The sequence below is a fragment of the Inquilinus ginsengisoli genome (assembly GCF_031453975.1).
GTDB lineage: Bacteria > Pseudomonadota > Alphaproteobacteria > DSM-16000 > Inquilinaceae > Inquilinus > Inquilinus ginsengisoli_A.
Window position 1 is genome coordinate 229,789 of record NZ_JAVDPW010000007.1, and the last position, 21,275, is coordinate 251,063.

At 69.6% G+C, this 21,275-nt stretch carries 17 protein-coding genes; 14 read left to right on the forward strand and 3 right to left on the reverse strand.

Annotated elements, in window-relative coordinates; all coding sequences use genetic code 11:
- The first annotated feature begins 25 nt into the window (after positions 1-25).
- Positions 26-601: a hypothetical protein gene (locus E9232_RS20660; RefSeq protein WP_309797014.1), complete on the forward strand. Its 576-nt coding sequence runs from the start codon at positions 26-28 to the stop codon at positions 599-601.
- Between the two features lie 82 nt (positions 602-683).
- Here the strand turns inward: E9232_RS20660 and E9232_RS20665 are convergent, their stop codons facing one another.
- The 3 genes from E9232_RS20665 to tssH all read right to left on the reverse strand — a co-directional run bounded on the left by E9232_RS20665 (position 684) and on the right by tssH (position 4,603).
- On the reverse strand, positions 684-1,337 hold the full coding sequence (locus tag E9232_RS20665) for a hypothetical protein (RefSeq protein ID WP_309797016.1): 654 nt from the start codon (positions 1,335-1,337) through the stop codon (positions 684-686).
- A gap of 155 nt (positions 1,338-1,492) precedes the next feature.
- The gene (locus tag E9232_RS20670; protein WP_309797017.1) at positions 1,493-1,969 is read right to left on the reverse strand and encodes an Hcp family type VI secretion system effector; all 477 of its coding nucleotides are present in this window, start codon (positions 1,967-1,969) and stop codon (positions 1,493-1,495) included.
- Between the two features lie 21 nt (positions 1,970-1,990).
- Positions 1,991-4,603 (reverse strand): type VI secretion system ATPase TssH, encoded by a 2,613-nt coding sequence (gene tssH, locus E9232_RS20675; protein WP_309797019.1) that lies wholly within the window; start codon positions 4,601-4,603, stop codon positions 1,991-1,993.
- 207 nt (positions 4,604-4,810) lie between these two features.
- Here tssH and tssA point away from each other — a divergent pair, with 207 nt between their 5' ends.
- From tssA to E9232_RS20740, 13 genes are all read left to right on the forward strand, one after another.
- Positions 4,811-5,920 (forward strand): type VI secretion system protein TssA, encoded by a 1,110-nt coding sequence (gene tssA, locus E9232_RS20680; protein WP_309797021.1) that lies wholly within the window; start codon positions 4,811-4,813, stop codon positions 5,918-5,920.
- A gap of 121 nt (positions 5,921-6,041) precedes the next feature.
- Positions 6,042-6,548 (forward strand): type VI secretion system contractile sheath small subunit, encoded by a 507-nt coding sequence (gene tssB, locus E9232_RS20685; RefSeq protein WP_309797024.1) that lies wholly within the window; start codon positions 6,042-6,044, stop codon positions 6,546-6,548.
- Positions 6,549-6,551: 3 nt separating this feature from the next.
- Positions 6,552-8,054: a type VI secretion system contractile sheath large subunit gene (tssC, locus tag E9232_RS20690; protein WP_309797026.1), complete on the forward strand. Its 1,503-nt coding sequence runs from the start codon at positions 6,552-6,554 to the stop codon at positions 8,052-8,054.
- A 1-nt stretch (position 8,055) separates the two neighbouring features.
- A complete protein-coding gene (tssC, locus tag E9232_RS20695; protein ID WP_309797027.1) occupies positions 8,056-9,618 on the forward strand; it encodes a type VI secretion system contractile sheath large subunit in 1,563 nt (520 codons plus the stop codon).
- Between the two features lie 57 nt (positions 9,619-9,675).
- A complete protein-coding gene (locus E9232_RS20700; RefSeq protein WP_309797030.1) occupies positions 9,676-10,461 on the forward strand; it encodes a type VI secretion system accessory protein TagJ in 786 nt (261 codons plus the stop codon).
- Positions 10,458-10,973: a type VI secretion system baseplate subunit TssE gene (gene tssE, locus E9232_RS20705; protein ID WP_309797031.1), complete on the forward strand. Its 516-nt coding sequence runs from the start codon at positions 10,458-10,460 to the stop codon at positions 10,971-10,973. Before E9232_RS20700 ends, tssE begins: the two co-directional genes overlap by 4 nt.
- Before the next feature lie 3 nt (positions 10,974-10,976).
- Complete coding sequence (gene tssF / locus E9232_RS20710) at positions 10,977-12,800, forward strand: type VI secretion system baseplate subunit TssF (RefSeq protein ID WP_309797033.1); 1,824 nt, start codon at positions 10,977-10,979, stop codon at positions 12,798-12,800.
- A complete protein-coding gene (gene tssG / locus E9232_RS20715) occupies positions 12,797-13,966 on the forward strand; it encodes a type VI secretion system baseplate subunit TssG (protein WP_309797035.1) in 1,170 nt (389 codons plus the stop codon). The genes tssF and tssG overlap by 4 nt, the downstream gene beginning before the upstream one ends.
- Positions 13,963-15,453: a class I SAM-dependent methyltransferase gene (locus E9232_RS20720; protein WP_309797037.1), complete on the forward strand. Its 1,491-nt coding sequence runs from the start codon at positions 13,963-13,965 to the stop codon at positions 15,451-15,453. The genes tssG and E9232_RS20720 overlap by 4 nt, the downstream gene beginning before the upstream one ends.
- Positions 15,454-15,481: 28 nt before the next feature.
- Positions 15,482-16,783, forward strand: coding sequence for a caspase family protein (locus E9232_RS20725; protein ID WP_309797039.1), 1,302 nt, complete (start codon positions 15,482-15,484; stop codon positions 16,781-16,783).
- Positions 16,784-16,787: 4 nt separating this feature from the next.
- Complete coding sequence (locus tag E9232_RS20730) at positions 16,788-17,660, forward strand: Tll0287-like and HAMP domain-containing protein (protein WP_309797042.1); 873 nt, start codon at positions 16,788-16,790, stop codon at positions 17,658-17,660.
- On the forward strand, positions 17,653-19,191 hold the full coding sequence (locus E9232_RS20735) for a serine/threonine-protein kinase (protein WP_309797044.1): 1,539 nt from the start codon (positions 17,653-17,655) through the stop codon (positions 19,189-19,191). Before E9232_RS20730 ends, E9232_RS20735 begins: the two co-directional genes overlap by 8 nt.
- Before the next feature lie 124 nt (positions 19,192-19,315).
- Complete coding sequence (locus tag E9232_RS20740) at positions 19,316-21,265, forward strand: type VI secretion system Vgr family protein (RefSeq protein WP_309797046.1); 1,950 nt, start codon at positions 19,316-19,318, stop codon at positions 21,263-21,265.
- The last annotated feature ends 10 nt before the right edge of the window (positions 21,266-21,275 follow it).

A 21,275-nucleotide genomic window follows, 5' to 3' on the forward strand; every position in this document is an offset into this window, starting at 1 on the left:
CATCCTGGGGGATTCGGGCCACGGGATGAAAAGCCTGATCGATCTTGCGCATGCCGCCGACCAGGGGACGCTGAAGCTGAAGGATCTCGGCATCAAGGCCATCCTCTTCGAGGGCGCTCGGAAGGGGCAGGAGGCGACGGCCGATAGGGGCAAGTACAACGCCGCGGTCACGGTTCTCAGAAAGCACGTGGCGATCGTGGCCGGCTGCGAGGATGACAAGAGCCTCGCCACGGAGGCGGAGTTCACCCAGTTGCTGGAAAATCCGGTGCCGGACATCGGGGTCCGGTCGCAGAATCTGCTCGACCGCCGGGTGGGTGAGGCGAACGACACCTGGACCAGCGCCCTGACGCCTTACACCCGTGCCATCCTATGCTGCGGCAGCTCCCATCTGTCGCATTTCGACAATGGCCAGGGCATGAATGATCTCGGCCTGGTCAAGCGCCTGGGCTTCAAGGGAATGACGGCGGGATATGTCGTCGAAGAGTCCAACAGCGGCGCCGGCGACGGCCTCTACTATCCGGAATGGAGCGGGCAGGGGGCGAAGAAATTCGGCGCCGTCGAGGCGATCCATCCGTATCCCGGCCGGTCCGCGGCCCTCTGAGGATTTCCGCGGCCTCTCGCGGGGCCGCACCATTCTCTCGTCACGTTCCGCCTGCGGCCAGCAGGCGGGACGCCGGACGCCTCTAGTTCAGCATGCTGCTGACGTCCTGGAAGGACCGGGCCTTGGGGATGCCGTATTCCGACACGAACTCGTTCAGCATCACGCTGCGCTCGATCGTGTTCATGCCGTTGGCCATCGGCATCCACCCGAAATTGGGGTCGAACATCCCGTCCTCGGCGACCGCGATGGCGTGCGCGCCGATGGTCCGCATGCGGCCGCCGTCGCAGGTGAAGACCAGCATGAACAGCTTGGGCTGGCAGGGAAGGGGCGCCGTCAACAGGTCCTTGGCCATCATCAGGCGGTCGGCCTGGGGCGACGAGCCGGCGGGATTCAGGAGAACATTCTTGGACGAGGACTGCCTCTTCTCGAGAAGATGGGCGTTGATGTCCTTGAACAGGCCGTTGATGGTTGAGTTGTCCTGCATCTCCACCAGCGAGCCGTCGCTGAATCCGCCATTCTGATATTTTTCATGGGCGGCGATCACATACTGGGTGAACGCGCTGCTTTTCAGATAGAGGATGATATCCGAGGCATCCAGGCCTTCCCGCTTGAGGTGAATGAAGGCGCAGGACAGGGCCAGGCACATGCCACCCATCTGGCTTTTCTTGGCCTGCTTGAGGATGGCCGACTGGTTGAACTTGTTCTGGGGATTCTTGACGAGCAGATCCAGCGGCATGGTCTTCGCCCTTGTGCGTGTGGGTTCGATGCGGCCGATGCGGGAGATCCCGAGCCCCGAAAAGGGCGCCACGGATGCTTCGGGCCAAAATCATGGCTATCGGGGGATCGGACCGCCGACAGCCATGAGACAAGGACGGACGGGCGACCGAGCCGTCAGGTCAGCTCGGCCGTCTCCAGGTCGTAGGTCACGTTGAAGGGCTGGCCCTCGGTGGCGTCGTCCTTCATCTGCTTGGTCTTGAACAGCACCTTGGTGAAGTTCAGCGACAGGGTCTCCATCGGCCGGTCGCCGCCGCCCGAATGGGAATAGCCGCTGATCAGCGTGTTGGTCAGCTCGAGCGACAGGTACACGTCCTGCTTGCTCTTGTCGGTGCGGGTGAAGTCGATCTTCACCGTCTTGCCGTGGCCGCCCAGCGCCTCCTGCATCAGCTTGCCGGTGGCGATGTCGTTCTCCTTGCTGACCACCACTTCGCTGACCGACGGCGCGGAGGATTCACGCTCGGCCGCGGAGCCGACCGAGGTGGTGATGCCACGACCGACGCCCCACTGGAACGAGTGCAACTCGATCCACTTGGTGTGGCCGGTCTCGGTCACGTCGCCGTCGACGCCGTCATACTTCATATAGATCGCCATAATGCACCTCAGCCTTTCATTCTATTGCAGGTGGCACAGGAAGGAGCCGGAGCCATCGATCTCGACCGTGGCCTGTTCCACCGGCTTTCCTTCCGCCATGCGCGCCAGGAACTGTGCGGACAGATCCGGCAGCAGGGTCTTCGTCAGCAGGCTTTCGATGCCGCGGGCGCCGGCGCTGGCATCGGTGCAGCGCGCGACGACCGCATCGGTCAGCTCCGGGCTGTAGCGCAGGGTCGCACCGAACTTCCGTTCGATCCGCCCGGCGATACGTTGGAGTTGCAGGGTGGCGACCTGCCGCAGCGTGTCTTGGCTGAGCGGCAGGTAGGGCACGACCGTGACGCGGCCGAGGAAGGCGGGCTTGAACGACTTGGCCAGCTCCTCCCGCAGCGCCACCGCCAGGCCGTCCGCATCCGGGGCCGTCTCGGGGTCGGCGAACAGCCGCGAGATCAGGTCGGTCCCCGCATTCGACGTCATGATGATGATGGTGTTCTTGAAGTCGATGTCGCGGCCTTCGCTGTCCTTCATCGTCCCCTTGTCGAAGGCCTGGAAGAAGATGTCGTGGACGCTGGGATGCGCCTTCTCCATCTCGTCGAGCAGGATGACGGAGTAGGGACGGCGGCGGACCGCCTCGGTCAGGATGCCGCCCTCGCCATAGCCGACATAGCCGGGAGGGCTGCCCATCAGCAGGCTGACTTTGTGCTCCTCCTTGAACTCGCTCATGTTGATGACGGTGAGGTTCTGCTCGCCGCCATAGAGCTGTTCGGCCAGGGTCAGCGCCGTCTCGGTCTTGCCGACGCCTGACGTGCCGACCATCAGGAACACGCCGATCGGCTTGCGTGGATCGGTCAGGCCGGCGCGGGAGGTGCGGACCGACTGGGCGATCGCCTCCAGCGCATGGGGCTGGCCGATGACCCGGCGCTCCATGGTCTCGCGCAGGGCCAGCACGGTGTTGATCTCGTCCGCCCGCATCCGCCCGGCCGGGATGCCGGTCCAGCTTTCGACGATCTCCGCCACCGCCTGGGCGTCCACCACCGGGAACACCAGCGGCTGTTCGCCCTGCAGCGTCTGCAGTTCACCGGCCAGCCCGGCCAGGTCGCGCTGCAGCGCCGCCGGCTCCTGCTCGGTCTCGACCCGGATCCGGGTCTCGGCGATCGCGGTGGCCAGGCGGCGTTCCTCGCCCCAGCGCGCTTCCAGCTCCTGCAGCCGCAGGGCCAGCTGCTCGGATTCGGCGTCCAGCGCCGCGATGCGCGGGTCGTGGTCGGCGCCGGACAGCAGCTCGCGCCGCAGCACGCGCAGCTCGGTGGCGATCAGGTCGATCCGCCGCCGCACATCCTCCACCGCCGGCGGCGGGGCGGCTTGGCTCATCGCCACCCGGGCGCAGGCGGTGTCGATCAGGCTGACGGCCTTGTCCGGCAGCTGCCGGCTGGGGATGAACCGGGCCGACAGCCGGACCGCGGCCTCGACCGCCTCGTCCAGGATGCGGATGCCGTGATGCTGTTCGAGGGTGGAGAGCAGGCCGCGCACCATGGCGATGGCCATGTCCTCGGACGGCTCCTCGACCTTGACGGTCTGGAAGCGCCGGGTCAGCGCCGCATCCTTCTCGAAGTACTTCTTGTACTCGGCCCAGGTGGTCGCCGCGATCACGCGCAGCTCGCCGCGCGCCAGGGGCGGCTTCAGCAGGTTGGCGGCATCGCCCTGACCGGGCTGGCCGCCGGCGCCGATCATGGTGTGGGCCTCGTCGATGAACAGCACGACGGGGTTGGGGCTGGCCTGGCTCTCCTCGATCACCGACTTCAGGCGGTTCTCGAACTCGCCCTTGATCCCGGCGCCCGCCTGCAGCAGGCCGAGGTCGAGGGTGCGGATGGCGACCTTGGCCAGGGCCGGGGGCACGTCGCCCGCGGCGATGCGCAGGGCCAGGCCTTCCACCACCGCGGTCTTGCCGACGCCGGCTTCGCCGGTGAGGATCGGGTTGTTCTGCCGGCGCCGGGTCAGGATGTCGACGACCTGCCGGATCTCGCCGTCCCGGCCCAGGATCGGATCGATGCGACCGGCCCGCGCCCGGGCGGTGAGGTCGACGGTGTAGCGGTCGAGCGCCGCGCCGCCGGCCGTGGGCGCCGGCGCCCCGGCCGCGGCGGTGCTGTCCTCCTGGGCCGGGGTCTCCGTGCTGTCGGCGACGATGGTCGCGAAGTCGCGGCGCAGGATGTCGGGGACGATGCGCTGGAGATCGCGCGCCGCGTCTTGCAGCCGGCCGCCGACCGCCGTGTCGGTGAGGGCGGCGCAGATCAGGTGGCCGGAGCGCAGATGGCGCGCCCCGTCCTCGATCGAGGCGAGCAGCCAGGCTTCCTTGACGATGCGGACCAGGTCCGGCGACAGGCTGGGGGCGCGGCCGTTCCCGGTCGCCATCCGGTCCAGCGCCGCGGTCAGCTGCGTGGTCAGGCGGTCGGGCGCGATCTCGAAGTGGCGCGCGATCAGCACGACGTCCGATTGCGGGGTGTCGAGCAGCTGAAGCAGCCAGTGCTCGATCTCGACGTTGTAGTGGGTGCGTGACAGCGTCCGTCCGGCTGCCGCCTCCAACGCGTGGCGGCAGACACCGTTCAATCGATCGACCAGCAACCTCAAGTCGATAGCCGGCATCGTGACTCCTTCGGATTCCGCGCAGGTCAAGGTCTGCACGCTCTGGAGATTTATGATTCGCCGGCGGCTTCGTCCAGTTTAGTTGGGTTACGGCCGTAACCCATTTGAGAATTAATGAAATAGTTTTGTAACGCTTATAAGAAATATTGAGAAACGGAATATGGACTCTGTCTAGATGTACTCTAGATATACTGACGAGAATGGACGATGGCTGCAACAGATCCAGAGGAATTGCTCGATCTGGAAAAGGTTCTGGGGGCCATCTCGGAAGATGCCGCGGCTGGAAGCGATCCCCGACTCGATGTAACGCCGCAGTCTCTCTATTTTCGCCTGCGCGATGCGCGCTCCGAAGCGCGCGCCGAGGAGCGCCTTGCCGACAATGACCCGGGCGCCGATACGGGCGTGTCGCGCCATTGGGCCGCGGTCGGTGATCTCGCGGTCGAGGCGCTCTCCACCAAGGCCAAGGACATCGAGATCGCGGCCTGGCTGACCGAAAGCCTGGTCCGCCGGGACGGGCTCGCCGGGCTGACAGCCGGGGCCAAGGTGCTGTCCGGATTGGTGTCGCGATACTGGAATGACGGCCTGTTTCCCATGCCGGACGAGGATGGCCTGGCCGGCCGCGTGGCCCCGGTCGCCGGGCTGAGCGGCGAGGGCGGTAACGGCACCCTGCTGCAGCCGCTGCGCAAGCTGGTGCTGTACGAGCGGGCCGACGGGACGCTGGTCACCTACTGGCAGTTCGAGCAGTCGGAAGAGGTCGAGGCGCTGGAGCCGCAGCGCAAGGCCCAGCGGCTGGCGTCCGGCGTGCTGCCCTTCGCCGATCTGGAGGCCGAGGCCAAGACCATCGGCCGAGAGCCGCTGTCCCGCATCCTGGGGGCGGTCACCCAGGCGATCGAGGCCTGGCGCGGCGTCGACGAGGCACTGACCGCCGCGGCGGCGGACTCCGCCCCGCCGACCGGCCGCGTGCACGACCTGCTGGAGAAGCTGCGGCGCATCGCCGAGCGCTATGCCCCGCTGCCCGAGACGCCGGCGGCGGGGCCCGCCCCGGAGGTCGAGCAGGCCGCCGGCGATAACGGGGCCGCGGCCGCTCCGGCGCCGGCGAACCGCGCGCCGACCCGTGAGGAGATGCTGCAGGAGATAACGCGGATCGCCGCCTATTTCAGGGTCAGCGAGCCGAACTCCCCGCTCAGCTACACCCTGGAAGACGCGGTTCGCCGGGCCCGGCTGGCCTTGCCGGATCTCCTCAAGGAGATGATGCCCGAACTGGCAACCAGATCCGCGGTCCTGTCGGGCCTCGGCATCAAGCCACCGTCCGACTGAGGCGAGTCGTGCCCCCTGTCCCCAACGCCCATGGCGACGCCGCGGCCGGACACCGGTTCGTCGGCCGGTCGCCGGGTTCGTGCCGTCGCCCGGCGCGTCCCATTGTCCGAGGAGAGACCTTATGAGCGCCAGCATCCATGAGAAGCTCGGCCGCGTCCGCCGGCCGCGTGTCCACATCACCTATGAAGTCGAGACCGAGGGCGCGCAGATCGTGCGCGAGCTGCCCTTCGTGGTCGGCGTGCTCGGTGACTTCTCGGGCGACCCCAGCCAGCCGCTGCGTCCGCTGGCCGACCGCAAGTTCATCCAGATCGACCGCGACAATTTCGACGAGGTCATGCAGCGCCTGACGCCCGGCCTGCACCTCAAGGTCGACAACAAGCTGAGCGAGGAGGGCGGCGCCATGGCGGTCGACCTCCGCTTCAACGGCATCGAGGATTTCGAGCCGGGCCGCGTGCTCGACCAGGTCCCGGCGCTGAAGTCGCTGCTCGAGGCCCGCAACCGTCTGCGCGACCTGATGAGCAAGGCGGACCGCTCCGAGGAGCTGGAGACGCTGCTGGAGCAGGTGCTGAAGAACAAGGACGACTTCGAGGCGCTCTCGGGTCAGCTCGGCATCAAGAAGGAGGGCTGAACCATGGCCGACAAAGCCCGCGCCCCGGAGGCCTCGGCCTCCGAGACAACAACCACCACCACCGAGACGCTCGGCCTGCTCGACCAGGTCGTCTCCGCGACCAAGCAGACCGAGCCCGACCGTGCGCAGGACCTCGTCCGCACCCTGGTCGAACAGGCCCGCGTCGGCACGGTCACCTTCGACCGCAACCTGACCCGGACGATCGAACGGGCGATCGCGATCATCGACCGCAAGCTGTCCGACCAGCTGAACGAGATCGTGCACGACCCGAAGTTCCTGAAGCTGGAAGGCAGCTGGCGCGGCCTCCACTACCTCGTCATGAACAGCGAGACCGGCACCAGCCTGAAGATCCGGCTGATGAACATCTCGAAGCGCGAGCTCAACCGCGACCTCACCCGCGCCGTCGAGTTCGACCAGAGCCAGCTATTCCGCAAGATCTACGAGAACGAGTTCGGCACGCCGGGCGGCGAGCCGTACGGCGCCCTGATCGGCGACTACGAGTGGACCAACCATCCCGACGACATCGAGACGCTGCGCCTGGTCTCCAACGTCAGCGCCGCGGCCTTCGCGCCGTTCATCTCGGCGGCCGGCGCCGGGATGATGGGCTTCGACCAGTGGACCGAGCTGTCGCGGCCCCGCGACCTCGCCAAGATCTTCGACACCGTCGAATACCTCAAATGGCGCGGCTTCCGTGACAGCGAGGACAGCCGCTTCGTCTCGCTGGTCATGCCCCGCGTGGTGGCCCGCCTGCCCTATGGCGCCCGCACCAAGCCGATCGAGGAGTTCTCGTATGAGGAGGCCCCGAACGACGCGTCCGGCGCCCCCCTGCCGATGGACCACGAGCATTATTGCTGGATGAACGCGGCCTTCGTGATGGGCACGCGGCTGACCGAGGCCTTCTCGAAATACGGCTTCTGCACCGCGATCCGCGGCGCGGAGGGCGGCGGCAAGGTCGACAACCTGCCGCAGCACATCTTCATGTCCGACGACGGCGACATGGACGCGAAATGCCCCACTGAGATCGGCATCACCGACCGGCGGGAATATGAGCTGTCCAATCTCGGCTTCCTGCCGCTGTGCCACTACAAGAACCACGACTACGCCGTGTTCTTCGGGGCCCAGACCGCGCAGAAGGCCAAGGAGTACGACCGGCCCGACGCCACGGCGAACGCCCGGATCTCCTCGCGCCTGCCCTACATCATGGCCACCGGCCGTTTCGCTCATTACCTCAAGATCATGGCGCGCGACAAGATCGGCAGCTTCATGGAGGCCGAGGACTGCGAGGCCTGGCTGAACCGCTGGATCACCAACTACGTCAACACCAACGAGAATGCGGGCGCCGAAAGCAAGGCGCGCTACCCGCTGCGGGAAGCGCGGGTCCAGGTTCAGCCCATTCCCGGGCGGCCCGGCGCGTACAACGCCGTCGCCTACATGCGTCCCTGGCTGCAGATGGAAGAGCTGACGGCCAGCCTGCGGATGGTGGCGCGCATCCCCGAGCGCGTCTGACATGTCGGAGGCGCTGCAGCTGCAGGGCGAAGTGGAGGTGCCGCGGCCGGGTCCGCGCCCTCTGCGCGCCGAGGTGCTGGCCGGGCGGATCGGCACGGCCGGGGGCGGGTCGACCGCCTCCCGGCTGGCCGTCTTCCTGCGCCAGGACCCCGGTGCGCTGGCGTCGTGGTTCGGCGCCCCGCTCGCCCGGCAGCTGCAGCGCGACCCGGATCGGCTGCGGGCGCTGCTGGACCGGGACATCGTCGCCATCGATGCCCTGATCTCGGCGCAGCTCGACGAGATCCTGCACCATCCGCGCCTGCAGCGGCTGGAGGGATCGTGGCGCGGTCTCGCCTGGATGGTCGAGGGGTTCGACCCGACTTCGCGCCTGAAGACGCGGCTGCTCTCCGCCTCGTGGCAGGAGCTCAACCGCGACATCGCCAAGGCCAGCGAGTTCGACCAGTCCGCGCTGTTCCGGCTGATCTACGAGAACGAGTTCGGCACCGCCGGCGGCGAGCCGTTCGGCCTGATGGTCGTGGACCATGAGCTGCGGCACATGCCGGACCGGCGGCGTCCGGGCGATGCCGCGCCGGTGGACGACGTGTTCGTGCTGTCCGCCCTGGCCTCGATCGCCGCCGCGGCCTTCATGCCGATCGTCACGGCGGCCGCGCCGGCCCTGCTCGGCGTCGACCGGTTCGAGGAGCTGGCCCTGTCCAACGACGTGACCGCGGCGGTGCGGGATGACGACCACGCCCGCTGGCGTGGGCTGGCGATGCGCGAGGACACGCGGTTCCTGTGCGTGACCCTGCCGCGCGTGCTGGCGCGCCCCCGCTGGCGCCCGGACGCGGCACGCGACGGGCTGCGCTACGAGGAGCATGCGCCGGAGGCCCGGCACCGCACCTGGTCGGTCGCCTGCTACGCCTTCGCCGCGACCGTCGGGCGGGCCCAGGCCCTGCACAACTGGCCGGCCGATGTCCGGGGCGTCAGCGCCGACCGGGTCGGCGGCGGGCTGGTGCTCGACCTCCCCACCGAACCCTTCACGCTCGGCCCCGAGACCGTCTGGGACCGCCCGTCGCCCGACATCGCCTGGACCGACCGGCAGGAGCGGGACCTGGTGGCGGCCGGGCTGATGCCGTTGAACACGCTGCCCTATGGCGAAGCGGTCTTCGCCGCGGTGCACAGCCTGCAGACCCGCCCGACCGACCCGCCCGGCCGCGACCCGACGGCCGCGACCGCCAACCGGCGGCTGTCGGCCCAGATCAACGCGATGCTCTGCGTGTCGCGCTTCGCCCATTACATCAAGATCATGGGCCGCGAGATGACCGGCTCGTCCCTCACCGCGAGCGAGGTCGAGCGCCGGCTGCAGACCTGGCTGTCCGGTTACACCAATGCCAGCCTCAATGCCGGGGCGGACAGCCGGGCGCGCCACCCGCTCGTGTCCAGCAGCATCAAGGTGCATGAGCTGGAGGGCAAGCCGGGCTCGTTCGGCTGCGTCATCCACCTGCAGCCCTACTACCAGCTCGATGACGTGTCGGCGGTGTTCCGGCTGGTCACGGGCCTGTCCCCCCAAGATGCCAAGAGCTGACGCGATGGGCCGCACCACCCGCGCCACGCGCCCCTCGCCCAGCCGCAGGAGAAGTCGATGCTGACCAAAGCCGGAGACCTGTTCCGCCAAGGCGACCTCGGAGCCGCCATCGAGGCGGGCAACGCCGCGGTCAAGGCCAACCCCGCCGACACCGGGGCGCGGCTGCTGCTGGCCGAGCTGCTGCTGTTCGCCGGGATCTTCGAGCGCGCGGATTCGGTGCTGGACGCGGCGAGCACCATCGACCCGGCCTCGGCGCTGGTGGTCAGCGAGTTCCGCCAGCTGCTGCGTGGCGAGATGGCGCGCCGCCAACTGGTCACCGACGGCCGCCTGCCGGAATTCCTCGGCGAGCCGACGACCACCCAGAGCCACGTGCTCCGCGCGCTGGTGGCGCTGCGGGCCGATGACGCCGCCACGGCGGCGGAAGCGGTGCAGGAGGCGGAGCAGTCGAGGCCGGTCGTCGCCGGCCTGCGGGACGGCACGGCCTTCAGCGACTTCCGCGATGCCGACGACCTGTCGATCGGGACCTTCGAGGTGCTGACCACGACCGGCAAGTACTTCTGGATCCCGACCGAGCGGGTGGAGAGCATCGAGTTCCACCCGCCGAAGCGGCCGCGCGACCTGTTCTGGCGCCGCTGCACCATGGTGGTGCGCGAGGGGCCGGATGGCGACGTCTACCTGCCGGCGCTGTACCCCACCGACGCGGCCGCCGGCGACAGCCTGCGCCTCGGCCGCGCCACCGAATGGACCGAGGGCGAGCCGGTGCGCGGCATCGGCCAGCGCCTCTACCTCGCCGGTGAGGAGGGCGTGCCGGTGCAGCAGCTCGCCGTACTGGAATTCTCATGATCCAGCGACCCACGCCATCACGCCAGCGCGTCACGCGCCCGGCGCAGACGCCCCTGCTGGACCGCCTGATCGATGAGGAGCCGGGGCGCGGCGCCGACGAGTCCGTGTCGGCGAGCGAGACCGTGGAGCGGCTGCGCCGGTCGGTGCATCGCGACCTCGAGGCGCTGCTCAATGCCCGCCGCCCCTGGCGGTCGGTGTCGGACGAGCATGCGGCGCTGCGGCTGTCGCCGGTCGGCTACGGCATCCCGGACTTCACCGCCGGGGCGTTCAACGACCGCCGCCAGCGCGAGGTGCTGCGCATGGAGATCGAGGAGGCCATCCGGCGGTTCGAGCCGCGGCTGACCCAGGTCCAGGTCCAGCTGGCCGACGATGTCGACCTGCTGCGCACCACGCTGCGCCTGCGGATCGACGCGCTGCTGCGGGTCGATCCGGCGCCCGAGCCGATCGTCTTCGACACCATGGTCGACACCACGACCGCGGACGTCACCTTGCGCCCGCTGTATGAAGCCTAGCCGATGTCGGACGCCTTTCTCCCGTACTACAACCGCGAGCTGGCCACGCTGCGCAAGCTGGCGGGCGACTTCGCCGAGGCGCATCCGAAGGTCGCCGGCCGGCTGAGGCTGTCGGGCGACGCGGTCGACGACCCGCATGTGGCGCGGCTGCTCGAAGGCGTCGCGTTCCTGGCCGCCCGCGCGCAGCAGCGGCTGGACGACGAGCTGCCGGAGATCACCGACGCCCTGCTGGGCGCGCTGTTCCCGCATTACCTCGCGCCGGTCCCCTCGGCGGCCATCGTCCAGTTCGCCTGCCAGCCCGAACTGCGCGTGCCGGTTGTGGTGCCGGCCGGCACCGGGCTGAAGACCGACCCGATCCAGGGCGTGCCCTGCCGCTTCCAGACCGTCTACGACACCGCGCTGTGGCCGGTGGAGATCGAGAGCGCGCGGCTGACCGGGCTGCCGCTCGCGGCGCCCGCGCATCCCGACGTGCAGGGCGCGCGCAGCAGCCTGCGCATCGTGCTGCGCACCAGCGATCCCTCGACCACCTTCGCCGAGCTGGGGTTGGACCGGCTGCGCTGCTTCCTGCGCGGCGCCTTCGAGCAGAGCCTGCCGCTCTACGAGCTCCTGTGCGGCCACACCGTCGGCGTGGTGCTGGCGGACGGTCCGAACGACGCCAGCCCGACGCTGCTGCCGTCCGGCGCCATCCGCCCCGTCGGCTTCGCGCCGGGCGAGGCGCTGTATCCCTGGTCGGCGCGGTCGTTCTCCGGCTTCCGCCTGCTGACCGAATACTTCGCGCTGCCCGAGAAGTTCCTGTTCGTCGATCTCTGCGGCCTGGATGCGCGGACCCTGATCCACGAGAAGAACCGGCTGGAGATCTTCGTCTATTTCGACCGGCCGGCGCAGGACCTGGAACGCCGTCTGCAGCCGGACTGCCTGGCCCTGGGCTGCACCCCGATGGTCAACCTGTTCGCGCAGCAATGCGAGCCGGTGCCGCTGACCCATCAGGAGACCGAATACCACATCGCGCCGGACAACCGCCGGCCCCGCGCCTTCGAGATCTGGAGCATCGAGCGCGTGCGCGAGCTGCGGGGCGACGGCTCCTCGCGGCCCTGGCGGCCCTTCTACCGGCATCCGGCAGAACAGCCGGCGGAGGAGGAGCCTAGCGGCTTCTACAACATCGTGCGCCGCCAGAGCCCGGGCACGCTGACCGGCACCGACGTGCTGCTGGCGCCATTCGACCCCGACCTCTCGGTCGAGCGGCCGGCGGACACGGTGCTGTCGGTCGACGCGCTGTGCACCAACCGCGACCTGCCCGGCGAGCTGCCCTTCGGCGGCGGGCAGCCACGGCTGCACCTGGCCGAGGGCCTGAGCGCGGTCCGTGGCGTCACCTGCATGACCGCGCCGACCCCGTCGCTGCGCGCGCCGCTGCGGGAACATCGCAGCTGGCGGCTGATCTCGCACCTCTCGCTCGGCCATCTCTCGATCGTCGGCGGCCCGGCGGCGGCCGAAAGCCTGCGCGAGGTGTTGCGGCTGTACGATCTCCGCGACACGGTCGAGACCCGCACCCTGATCGCCGGCCTGGTCGGCGTGCGCTCGACGCCGGGCACCGCGCGCGTGCCGGGCGCCCGGCCCGGCGGCTTCTGCCGGGGCATCGATGTCACGCTCGAATTCGACGGGCGGGTGTGGGAGGCGTCCGGCCTGTTCCTGCTGGCGACCGTCCTCGAGCGGTTCCTGGCGCTGCATGCCACGGTCAACTCCTTCGTGCGCACCTCCGCCGTGCTTCAGGGCCGGTCGGGCCTCGCCGCGAAATTCCCCCCGCGCGCCGGGGCCCGCGTGCTGGCATGACCGCCGCCTCCGTCCTGCCGGGCCAGGAGCCCGGTCCTGAGCCGACCGCGCCGGCCGTCGAGGAGACGGTGACGGCGCCGATGGCGATTCCGGAGGAGGACGAGGATTTCGCGGCGATGCCCGCGCCTTTGCCCGGGCGGACGCTGCTGCAGACCCTGATCGAGGAGCCGGCGCGGTTCACCTTCGACGCCGCCGTGGCCGTGCTGATGCAGGCCGCCGGCCGCGCCGAGCCGGGCGAGGCGGTGCGCTTCCACGCGACCTCGGGCCTCGGCTTCGTCCCGGCCGATGTGCTGGCGGTCGAACGCGACGGCAACGGCGCCCGGGCGACGATCGGCCTGATCGGGCTGACCGGCCCGTCGGGCGTGCTGCCGCGCCCCTACACCGACCTGGTCAACACCGAGCAGCGCCGCCGGTCCCCGGCGCTGGGGGAGTTCCTCGACCTCCTGGCCCAGCGGCCGATCGCGCAATTCGCCGAGGCCGGCATCAAATACCGGCCACACCGGTCGGCGGCCGCCGCCGCGCTGGCGGATGGCGGCATGGCGGGCGCGCCGGCCGACGGGCTGCGGCAGGTGCTGCTGGCGCTCACCGGCTACGGCACGCCACATTTGGCGCCCCGTCTGGCGGTCGGCACCGATCCGCTGCTGTTCTATGCCGGGCTGTTCGCATCCTGGCCGCGATCGGCCGACCGGCTGGCCGCGATCCTGTCGGATTGGCTGGGCCGGGCGGTGGAGGTCGAGCAGTTCGCCGGTGAGTGGCTGCCGCTCAAGCCGGACGAGATGTCGGCCTTCCCGGTCGGCGACCGGCCCGGCCAGTTCTGCCAGCTGGGGGTCGACGCCGCGGCCGGCAGCCGCGCCTGGGACGTTCAGGCGCGCATCATCCTGCATATCGGCCCCCTGGACCTCCCCGGCTTCGAGGCGATGCTGCCGGACCGCGACCTGCTGCAGCGCATCACGGCGCTGACCCGGGCGTTCCTGGGGTTCGAGACCGATTTCGCGGTCAATCCCATCCTGGCCGCGGCCTCGGTGCCGGCGCTCGAGGTCTCAGCCGCGACCCCGCCGCGCCTGGGCTGGAACAGCTGGCTGCCCACCACCGGGACCCGCCGGCACGACGCAACCGAGGCACTGTTCGAGGCAGGCCTGATAGAGAGCTTTGGAGAAGGGTCATGACCTGGAACAGCGGCTACGTCACCGACGTCGTCTACACCACGGGCTATTATGAGGAGCAGTCGCCGTCCCGCATCGCCCTGTCCTGCCTGCTCGGCAACGTGGCGCCCGGCTTCGGCCGGCGGTCGGACCGGCTGACCTATCTGGAGATGGGCTGCGGCCGCGGCCGTGGGGCGCTGTGCCTGGCCGCCAGCAATCCGGACTGGCGGGTCATCGCCATCGACTTCATGCCGGCGCATATCGCCGAGGCGCGCGAGCTGGCGGAAGAGGCGGGGATCGACAACATCGAGTTCCTGGAAGCCGACCTGGCGACCCTCGACCCGAACACCCTGCCCGAGGTGGATGTCGCCAGCGCCCATGGCGTGTGGAGCTGGGTGTCGGACGAGGTGCGGGCCGGCATCGTGCGCATCCTGGCCAGCCGGCTGCGCCCCGGCGGCGCCTTGCATCTGAGCTACAATTCGCTGCCGTCCTGGCAGGGTGCGCTGGGGCTGCAGCGGCTGATCCACACGGCGGGTCGGCGGATCGGCGGCCGCAGCGACCGCCAGGCCGAAGGCGCCCTCAAGCTGGTCGAATCGCTCGGCGCGGCCGGCGCCTACCATCTCGACCAGGCCGACCTGGTGCGCACGCTGAAGAAGAACCTGCCCAACATGCCGCCGGAATATGTGGCGCATGAATACATGAACGACGACTGGCGGCCGTGCTTTCACGCGGATGTGGCCGCGGCCCTGGCCGATGCGAAGCTGGACTATGTCGCGTCGGGGGAGATCCTCGAGAACTTCCCCGAGCTGATGCTGAGCGAGGAGCAGCGCGCCGTCTGGAAGGGGATCGAGGATCCCGGCCTGCGCGAGCTGGCGAAGGATTTCTGCCTGGCGCGCGGCCTGCGCCACGACGTCTATGTCCGCGGGCCGCGGCGGATTTCCAGCGGTGCCCGCAATGCGGCGCTCAATGACCTCCACCTCATGCTGGCGCGGCGGCCGGAGGACTTCGTCTACAAGGTCGACTTCCCGGCCGGGCACGCCGCGCTGGAGCGCAGCTTCTACGAGCCGGTGGTGGAAGCGCTGGGGCAGGGGCCGCGGCGGGTCGGCGACCTGCTGTCCCTGCCGGGGCTGGCCGGCAAGCGCGAGAACCCGGCGGAACTGGTCGGCATGCTGGTCGGCACCGGGCAGGCGGCGATCATGACCCGGCCGGAGGCCGGCAGCGGCGAGGCGGCGGGCCGGCTCAACGACCGGATCGCGACGCGCGTGCTGCAGGGCGATTCGCCCCATGGCTCCCTGGCCAGCCTGCGCCTGGGCAGCGGCATGCGCTGCAGCGGCGACCATTACGTCACGGCCTCGCTGATCCGCCGGCTCGGCGTCGACTCGCCGATCGAGCAGTGGCCGGCCGCCATCGGGATGCCGGCGGACTCGCCGGCCTACGACCAGTTCCTCAAGGCGGCGGAGGCCACGCGTCACAGCCAGACACCGGTCTGGACGCAGGCGGGGATCATCTGAGATGCGAGCGAAATCGAAAGGACCGACCATGCGCCATTCCTGGCTTTCGGCACTCCTGGCGCCGGCGCTGTGCGCCCTGGCCCTGGTCCCGCAGCAAGCGTCGGCCGAGGCCGCCAAGGTTGCGCTGGTGATCGGCAACAGCGCCTATCAAGGCGGGCCGCCGCTCGCGGCCTGCGACCAGTCCGCCCGCGGCGTCGGCACTTGGCTGCAGCGCCAGGGCTTCCAGGTGGAACAGGCGATCGACGTCTCGTCGGTGGCGATGCGCAGCGCGATCGGCAACTTCGTGACCCTGGCGTCCGGGGCCCCGCAGAAGACGGCGATCATCTATGTCTGCACCTATGCCGCGGTCTCGAACCAGCGGCTGTTCATGCTACCGGTGGACACCGATCCGCGCCAGCCGACCCGGCTGGAAACCCAGGGCATCATCGTCAAGGCCCTGCTGAACACCCTGGTCGGGACCAACGGCGTGCTGTTCGCCGATCTGGGCATGGCGCCAGACAAGAACGCCGCCGACGCGGTCGACCTGCTCCAGTCCGGCCTGTCGCCGGGGGTGCACTTCGCCTTCGTGGCGCGCAACGACGGCGGCATCGGGCAGCTGGGCCACGGCCTTCCCGGGCTGCTGGGGAATTCGGGCCAGGATTGGGGCCGGCTGGCCTCGGCCTTCCAGGCCCAGAACGGCCCGTCGCGGGCGGACCGGCTGACGGTGTTCGCGCCGCCCACCGGGCCGATGACGACAGCGCAGGACATCACCGGCGGGTCCGCGCCGGTGCCGCCGCCCGCGGTCGTGGCCGTGGCGGCGCCGCCGCCTCCGAGCCCGCCGCCGCCGGCCGTCGTCGCACCGCCCCCGGCGCCGGCCGCCGCTCCCGAAAAGGCGCCCGAGCCGCCGGCCGCACCGGCCCCGGCCGCCGCCGAGGTCGCGCCCCCGCCGGCACCGCCGTCGGCCGAGCCGCCGAAGCCGGCGGTCCCGATGCCCCTGCAGCTGGTGCCGCCGCATCCCTTGGCGGGCACGCCCCCGGTGGAAACGACCACCGCGGCGGCGGACCAGCCCACGCCGCCTGCGCCGGCGACTTCAGGCGTGGGGGCCCCTACGCCCCCGGACGCGGCGGTGGCCACGCCTGCGGCCGTCCCGCCGACGCCGCGGGCGGACGCCCGGACCAGCCGGATCCAGACGGCGCTGGCCCGGCGGGGCTTTTACGCCGGGGCGCCCAGCGGCCGCATGGACAGCCGGACCAAGGACGCCATCCGCGCCTTCCAGACCACGCTCGGCGACCGGCCGACCGGCGTCCTGACGCAGATCGAAATCGCCAAACTCCTGAATATCGGGCAGTAATTCGATGACGCTTCGCCTCAAATTCAATCTGGTGATGCTGGCGGCGTTCCTCGCCGGCCTGGGGCTGGCGGCGATCTTCGTCAACGTCGTCAGCGAGCGCGAGGCGCGGCGGGCGGTCCTGGCCGAGGCGGCGGCCATCATGGGCGCCGCCAACGCCACCATCCACTACACCGACACCCAGGTGTCGCCGCTGCTGAACGGCCAGGTGAAGACCCAATTCCTGCCGCAGAGCATCCCGTTCTTCGCGGCCCAGCAGATCTTCGACCAGATGGCCAAGGACTTCCCGGACTACGCCTTCCGCCAGCCGACGACCAACCCCACCAACCCGGCCGACCGGCCGGTGCCGTGGGAGGCCGACATCATCAAGGCGCTGGCGGCCCAGCCGGAGCTGGACCATCTGGTGACGGAGCGGAAGACCGACAACGGGACCGTCCTGTCCTATTCACAGCCGATCCGGGTGACCAGCGAGAGCTGCCTTGCCTGCCATTCGACGCCCGACGCCGCGCCGGCCTCGATGGTCGACATCTACGGCCGCGACAACGGCTTCGGCTGGAAGCTCGGCAACACGGTCGGGGCCCAGGTGGTGTCGGTTCCCGAGCGAGTCCCCCTGTCACAGGCGCGGTCCAGCCTCTATGTGATCATGGGTGGGTTGACGATCGTGTTCGCCGTGATGCTGGCCATGCTCAACCTGATGCTGCATTTCTTCATCATCGTGCCGGTCCGACGCATCTCCAAACTCGCCGACGAGGTCAGCCTGGGCAACATGGACGTTCCGGAATTCCAGGTCTCCTCCGCCGACGAGATCGGCTCCCTCGCGGTGTCGTTCAACCGCATGCGCCGCAGCCTGGTCACGGCGATGGGAATGCTGGGTGACTGACGAGGCCTCCGGGCCGGCCCTTCCCGAGGCCATCGGACGATTCCGCATCGAAAGCCTGCTCGGCCGCGGCGCGATGGGCGTGGTCTACAAGGCCCACGACCCGCATATCGAGCGCCCGGTCGCGATCAAGCTGGTGCGCGCCGACCTGCTGGAGGGGGAGGACCGCGAGGAGTACCTGCGGCGCTTCCGCAACGAGGCCAAGATCGCGGGCCGCTGCATCCACGCGAACATCGTCGGCATCTATGATTTCGCGGTGCATGAGGGCAACCCGTTCCTGGTCATGGAGTATGTCGAGGGGGTCAGCCTCAACCAGGCGTTCCGCCGCGGCACCAAGGCCGGCATCGCCGAGGTCGTGCGCATCTCGCTGCAGGTGCTCGACGCCCTGGCCTATGCCCATGGCTTCGGCATCATCCACCGCGACATCAAGCCGGCCAACATCCTGCTCACCGCCAACGCCCGGCTGAAGGTCACCGATTTCGGCATCTCGCGGCTCACCAGCACCGATTCCACGCTCGGCGCCATGATGGTCGGCACGCCGAGCTACATGTCGCCCGAGCAGTGCCGCGGCGGCGACATCGACCAGCGCTGCGACCTGTTCTCCCTGGGTTGCGTGATGTACGAGCTGCTGGCCGGCGAGCGCGCCTTCAGCAGCGTCAACTACACCGACGTCATCTACAAGCTGATCAACGCCCCGCATCCGCCGCTGCAGGACAAGCGCCCCGACCTGCCCGCGGAGCTGGTGCGGATCGTGGACCGCGCTTTGGCCAAGCGGCCCGAGGATCGCTTCCCCGGCGCGGAGGAGATGGCGGCGGCGCTGCGCGCGCTGTCCGACGCCGGCACCGGCGCCAGCCCGGCATCCCGCCCCCCGGACGCGACGGCGGACGACCACGCCACCATCGTCGTGCCGTCCGCCGGGGCGCCGCGGCCGCGGGCGACCGACTCCCCGCCCTCGACGATCGGCGATTTCGACGGCCTGGACGAAGCGTCCCTGTCGACGATCGAGCGCAGCCTGGCGCGCCACATCGGCCCGATGGCGCGCTTCCATCTGCGCCGGGCCATGCAGGACGCCCACTCTCCGGATGAACTCCTCCGCCTGCTCGGCGACCTGGTCCCGCAGCCGGAGCTTCGCGAGCGCTTCGTCGAGGAGGCGCTCCAGGTGATCGCGGCGCGGCCCGACCGGAGCCTGCTGCGCGCGCCGGTGCCGGAGATCGCGGAGCCGGGATCCCTGGCGACGACGGGATCTTTGGCCACCGGGTCCCTGGCCATGGGCTCCCTGGTCCCGGGCCAGCCGCGGCCCGGGGTGGCGGCGGTGGAGGCCGTGACCCGCGCCCTGGCCCATTCCATGGGGCCGGTCGCCCGCCACCTGGTGAAGCGCGCGCTGGCGCGCGCCGCGACGCTCGACGAACTGCGGGAGCGGTGCCTGGAGCTGATCGACAACGCCGATGAGCGTGCCCGCTTCCAGAAGCTTCTCGCGGACATGCCCCATCCCGGAACCCTCGCGGTCTCCGTCCGCGACCTGTCGCGCGATTAAACCGGTTTCATCCGTAACATTTCCCCGCCGTCCTGAAATCAAGCGGTAGGCGGGGTCGGCCATCTTCCGGTTCGCATGGGAATCCGAGGGGCGCCGAATGTCATCGAGTGGTCGGAACGAGCCGTTGTTGCTGCTCACGTCGCCCCTGGGCGACGACACGCTGCCGGTCCAGCAGGGGACTCTGCACGCCATTGCCCTGGAGGCGGTGGAAGAGCTCAGCTGCCCGTTCGAACTGACCCTGACCGTCGTCTCCAGCGAGCGCAGCATCGACCCGCAGGAGCTGCTCTACCAGCCGGTGGGACTGACCATCCGCAGGCCGCCCCGGGGGGAGCAGTCGTCAGGCGGCGGCACGGAAAGCGCGGCGACGCAGCGGAACGAGGACCGGTTCTTCAACGGCCTGGTCCGCAGGATGGAATCCATCGGGCTGCCGCGGCGGGACCGCTGGACCTACCGGCTCGAGGTCGTGCCACGGCTGTGGTTCCTCAGCCAGGTCGAGGACAGCCGCATCTTCCAGAACATGAACGCGCAGGAGATCCTGGAGAAGATCTTCAACGAGCACGGCGTCCAGCCGGTCGATTTCCGCATCTACCGCAACAAGCCGGTGCGCGAATACACCACGCAGTACAACGAGACCGATCTGGCCTTCGCGCAGCGGCTGCTGCAGGAGACCGGCTGGTTCTATTTCTTCGAGCACACCAAGACCACGCACACTCTGGTGATCACCGACGGCAACGAGGCGTTCCAGCCGGTGTCGGTGCCGCCGCACTGGGTGATCCACGCCGGCAACAATGTCGACGTGTTCGACCAGTGGGAGGAATCGCATGCGACCGCCCATGGCGAGGTCTGGCTGCAGGACTATGATCCGACCAAGCCGACCACCCCGGTGGAGGGGCGGGAGGACACCACCCTGCCGACCGCAGGCGCCGCCCAGCGCGAGGTCTACAACTGGCCGGCGCTAACCACGGAGAACCAGATCGCGGCCGACCGGGCGAAGTTCCGCATCCAGCATGCCGAGGTCCGGTCGGCCCTGTGCCACGGCCATGGCAGCGACTACGAATTCTCCCCGGGGCGCCGCTTCACCCTGGCACGGGACCCGTTCACCCAGGCCGAGGGCATCGAATACGCCGTGCAGGCCGTCCGCCACCAGGCCGCCGACGACACCTGGATCGCCGGCGCCGAGAAGGGGCGCTACGAGAACAGCTTCACCTGCTTCCTGCAGAAGACGCCGTGGCGCGAGGACGCCCGCAACACCCGGCCGGTGATGGCCGGCATCTTTCCCGCCATCGTCCTGGGCGAAGGCGGTGAGGAGATCCACGCCGACCCGCTGGGGCGGGTCAAGGTCCGCCTGATGTTCGACCACCGCAAGGACACGGTGGCCGGCATGGCGGTGTGGGTCCGGGTGATCCAGCCCTGGGCGGGCAACACCTGGGGCTGGCAGCACCTGCCGCGCGTGGGGACCGAGGCGGCGGTCGCGTTCATGAGCGGCGATCCGGACAATCCGGTGATCGTGGGCGGGGTCTACAACGAGGTGATGCAGCCGGTGTTCCCGGTCCCGTCCGAACAGACCAAGAGCGGCATGCGCAGCCGCTCGACCCTGCAGGGCGGCACCCAGGACTATTCCGAATTCTCGATCGACGACAAGAAGGGCCAGGAGTTGGTCCTGCTGCACGCCCAGAAGGATCACAAGATCGAGGTCGAGCACAACCAGGACGCCACGATCGGAAACGATCGCACGGTGACCACCCACCGCAACGACAGCCTGACCAGCGAGACCGGCGCCATCACCATCACCGCCGCCGAGTCGATCACCCTCCGCGTCGGGACCAGCATCATCGAGATGACGCCGGAGTCGATCCTGATCACCGCCACGGAGGTCTCGGTCATCAGCAAGGCCGCCATGACCATCAACGCCGGGGCGGCCATGGAGATCGGTGCAGGGGCGGCCATCGAGGTTGCGGCCGGCGCGGCGATGAACTTCTCGGTCGGTGCGGCGTTCATCGTCGAGGCGGCCGTCAACGTCACCCTGCTGACGCCGATATTCTTTGCCATGCCTCCGATCCCGCCGGTGGCCTGACGCCAAGCAC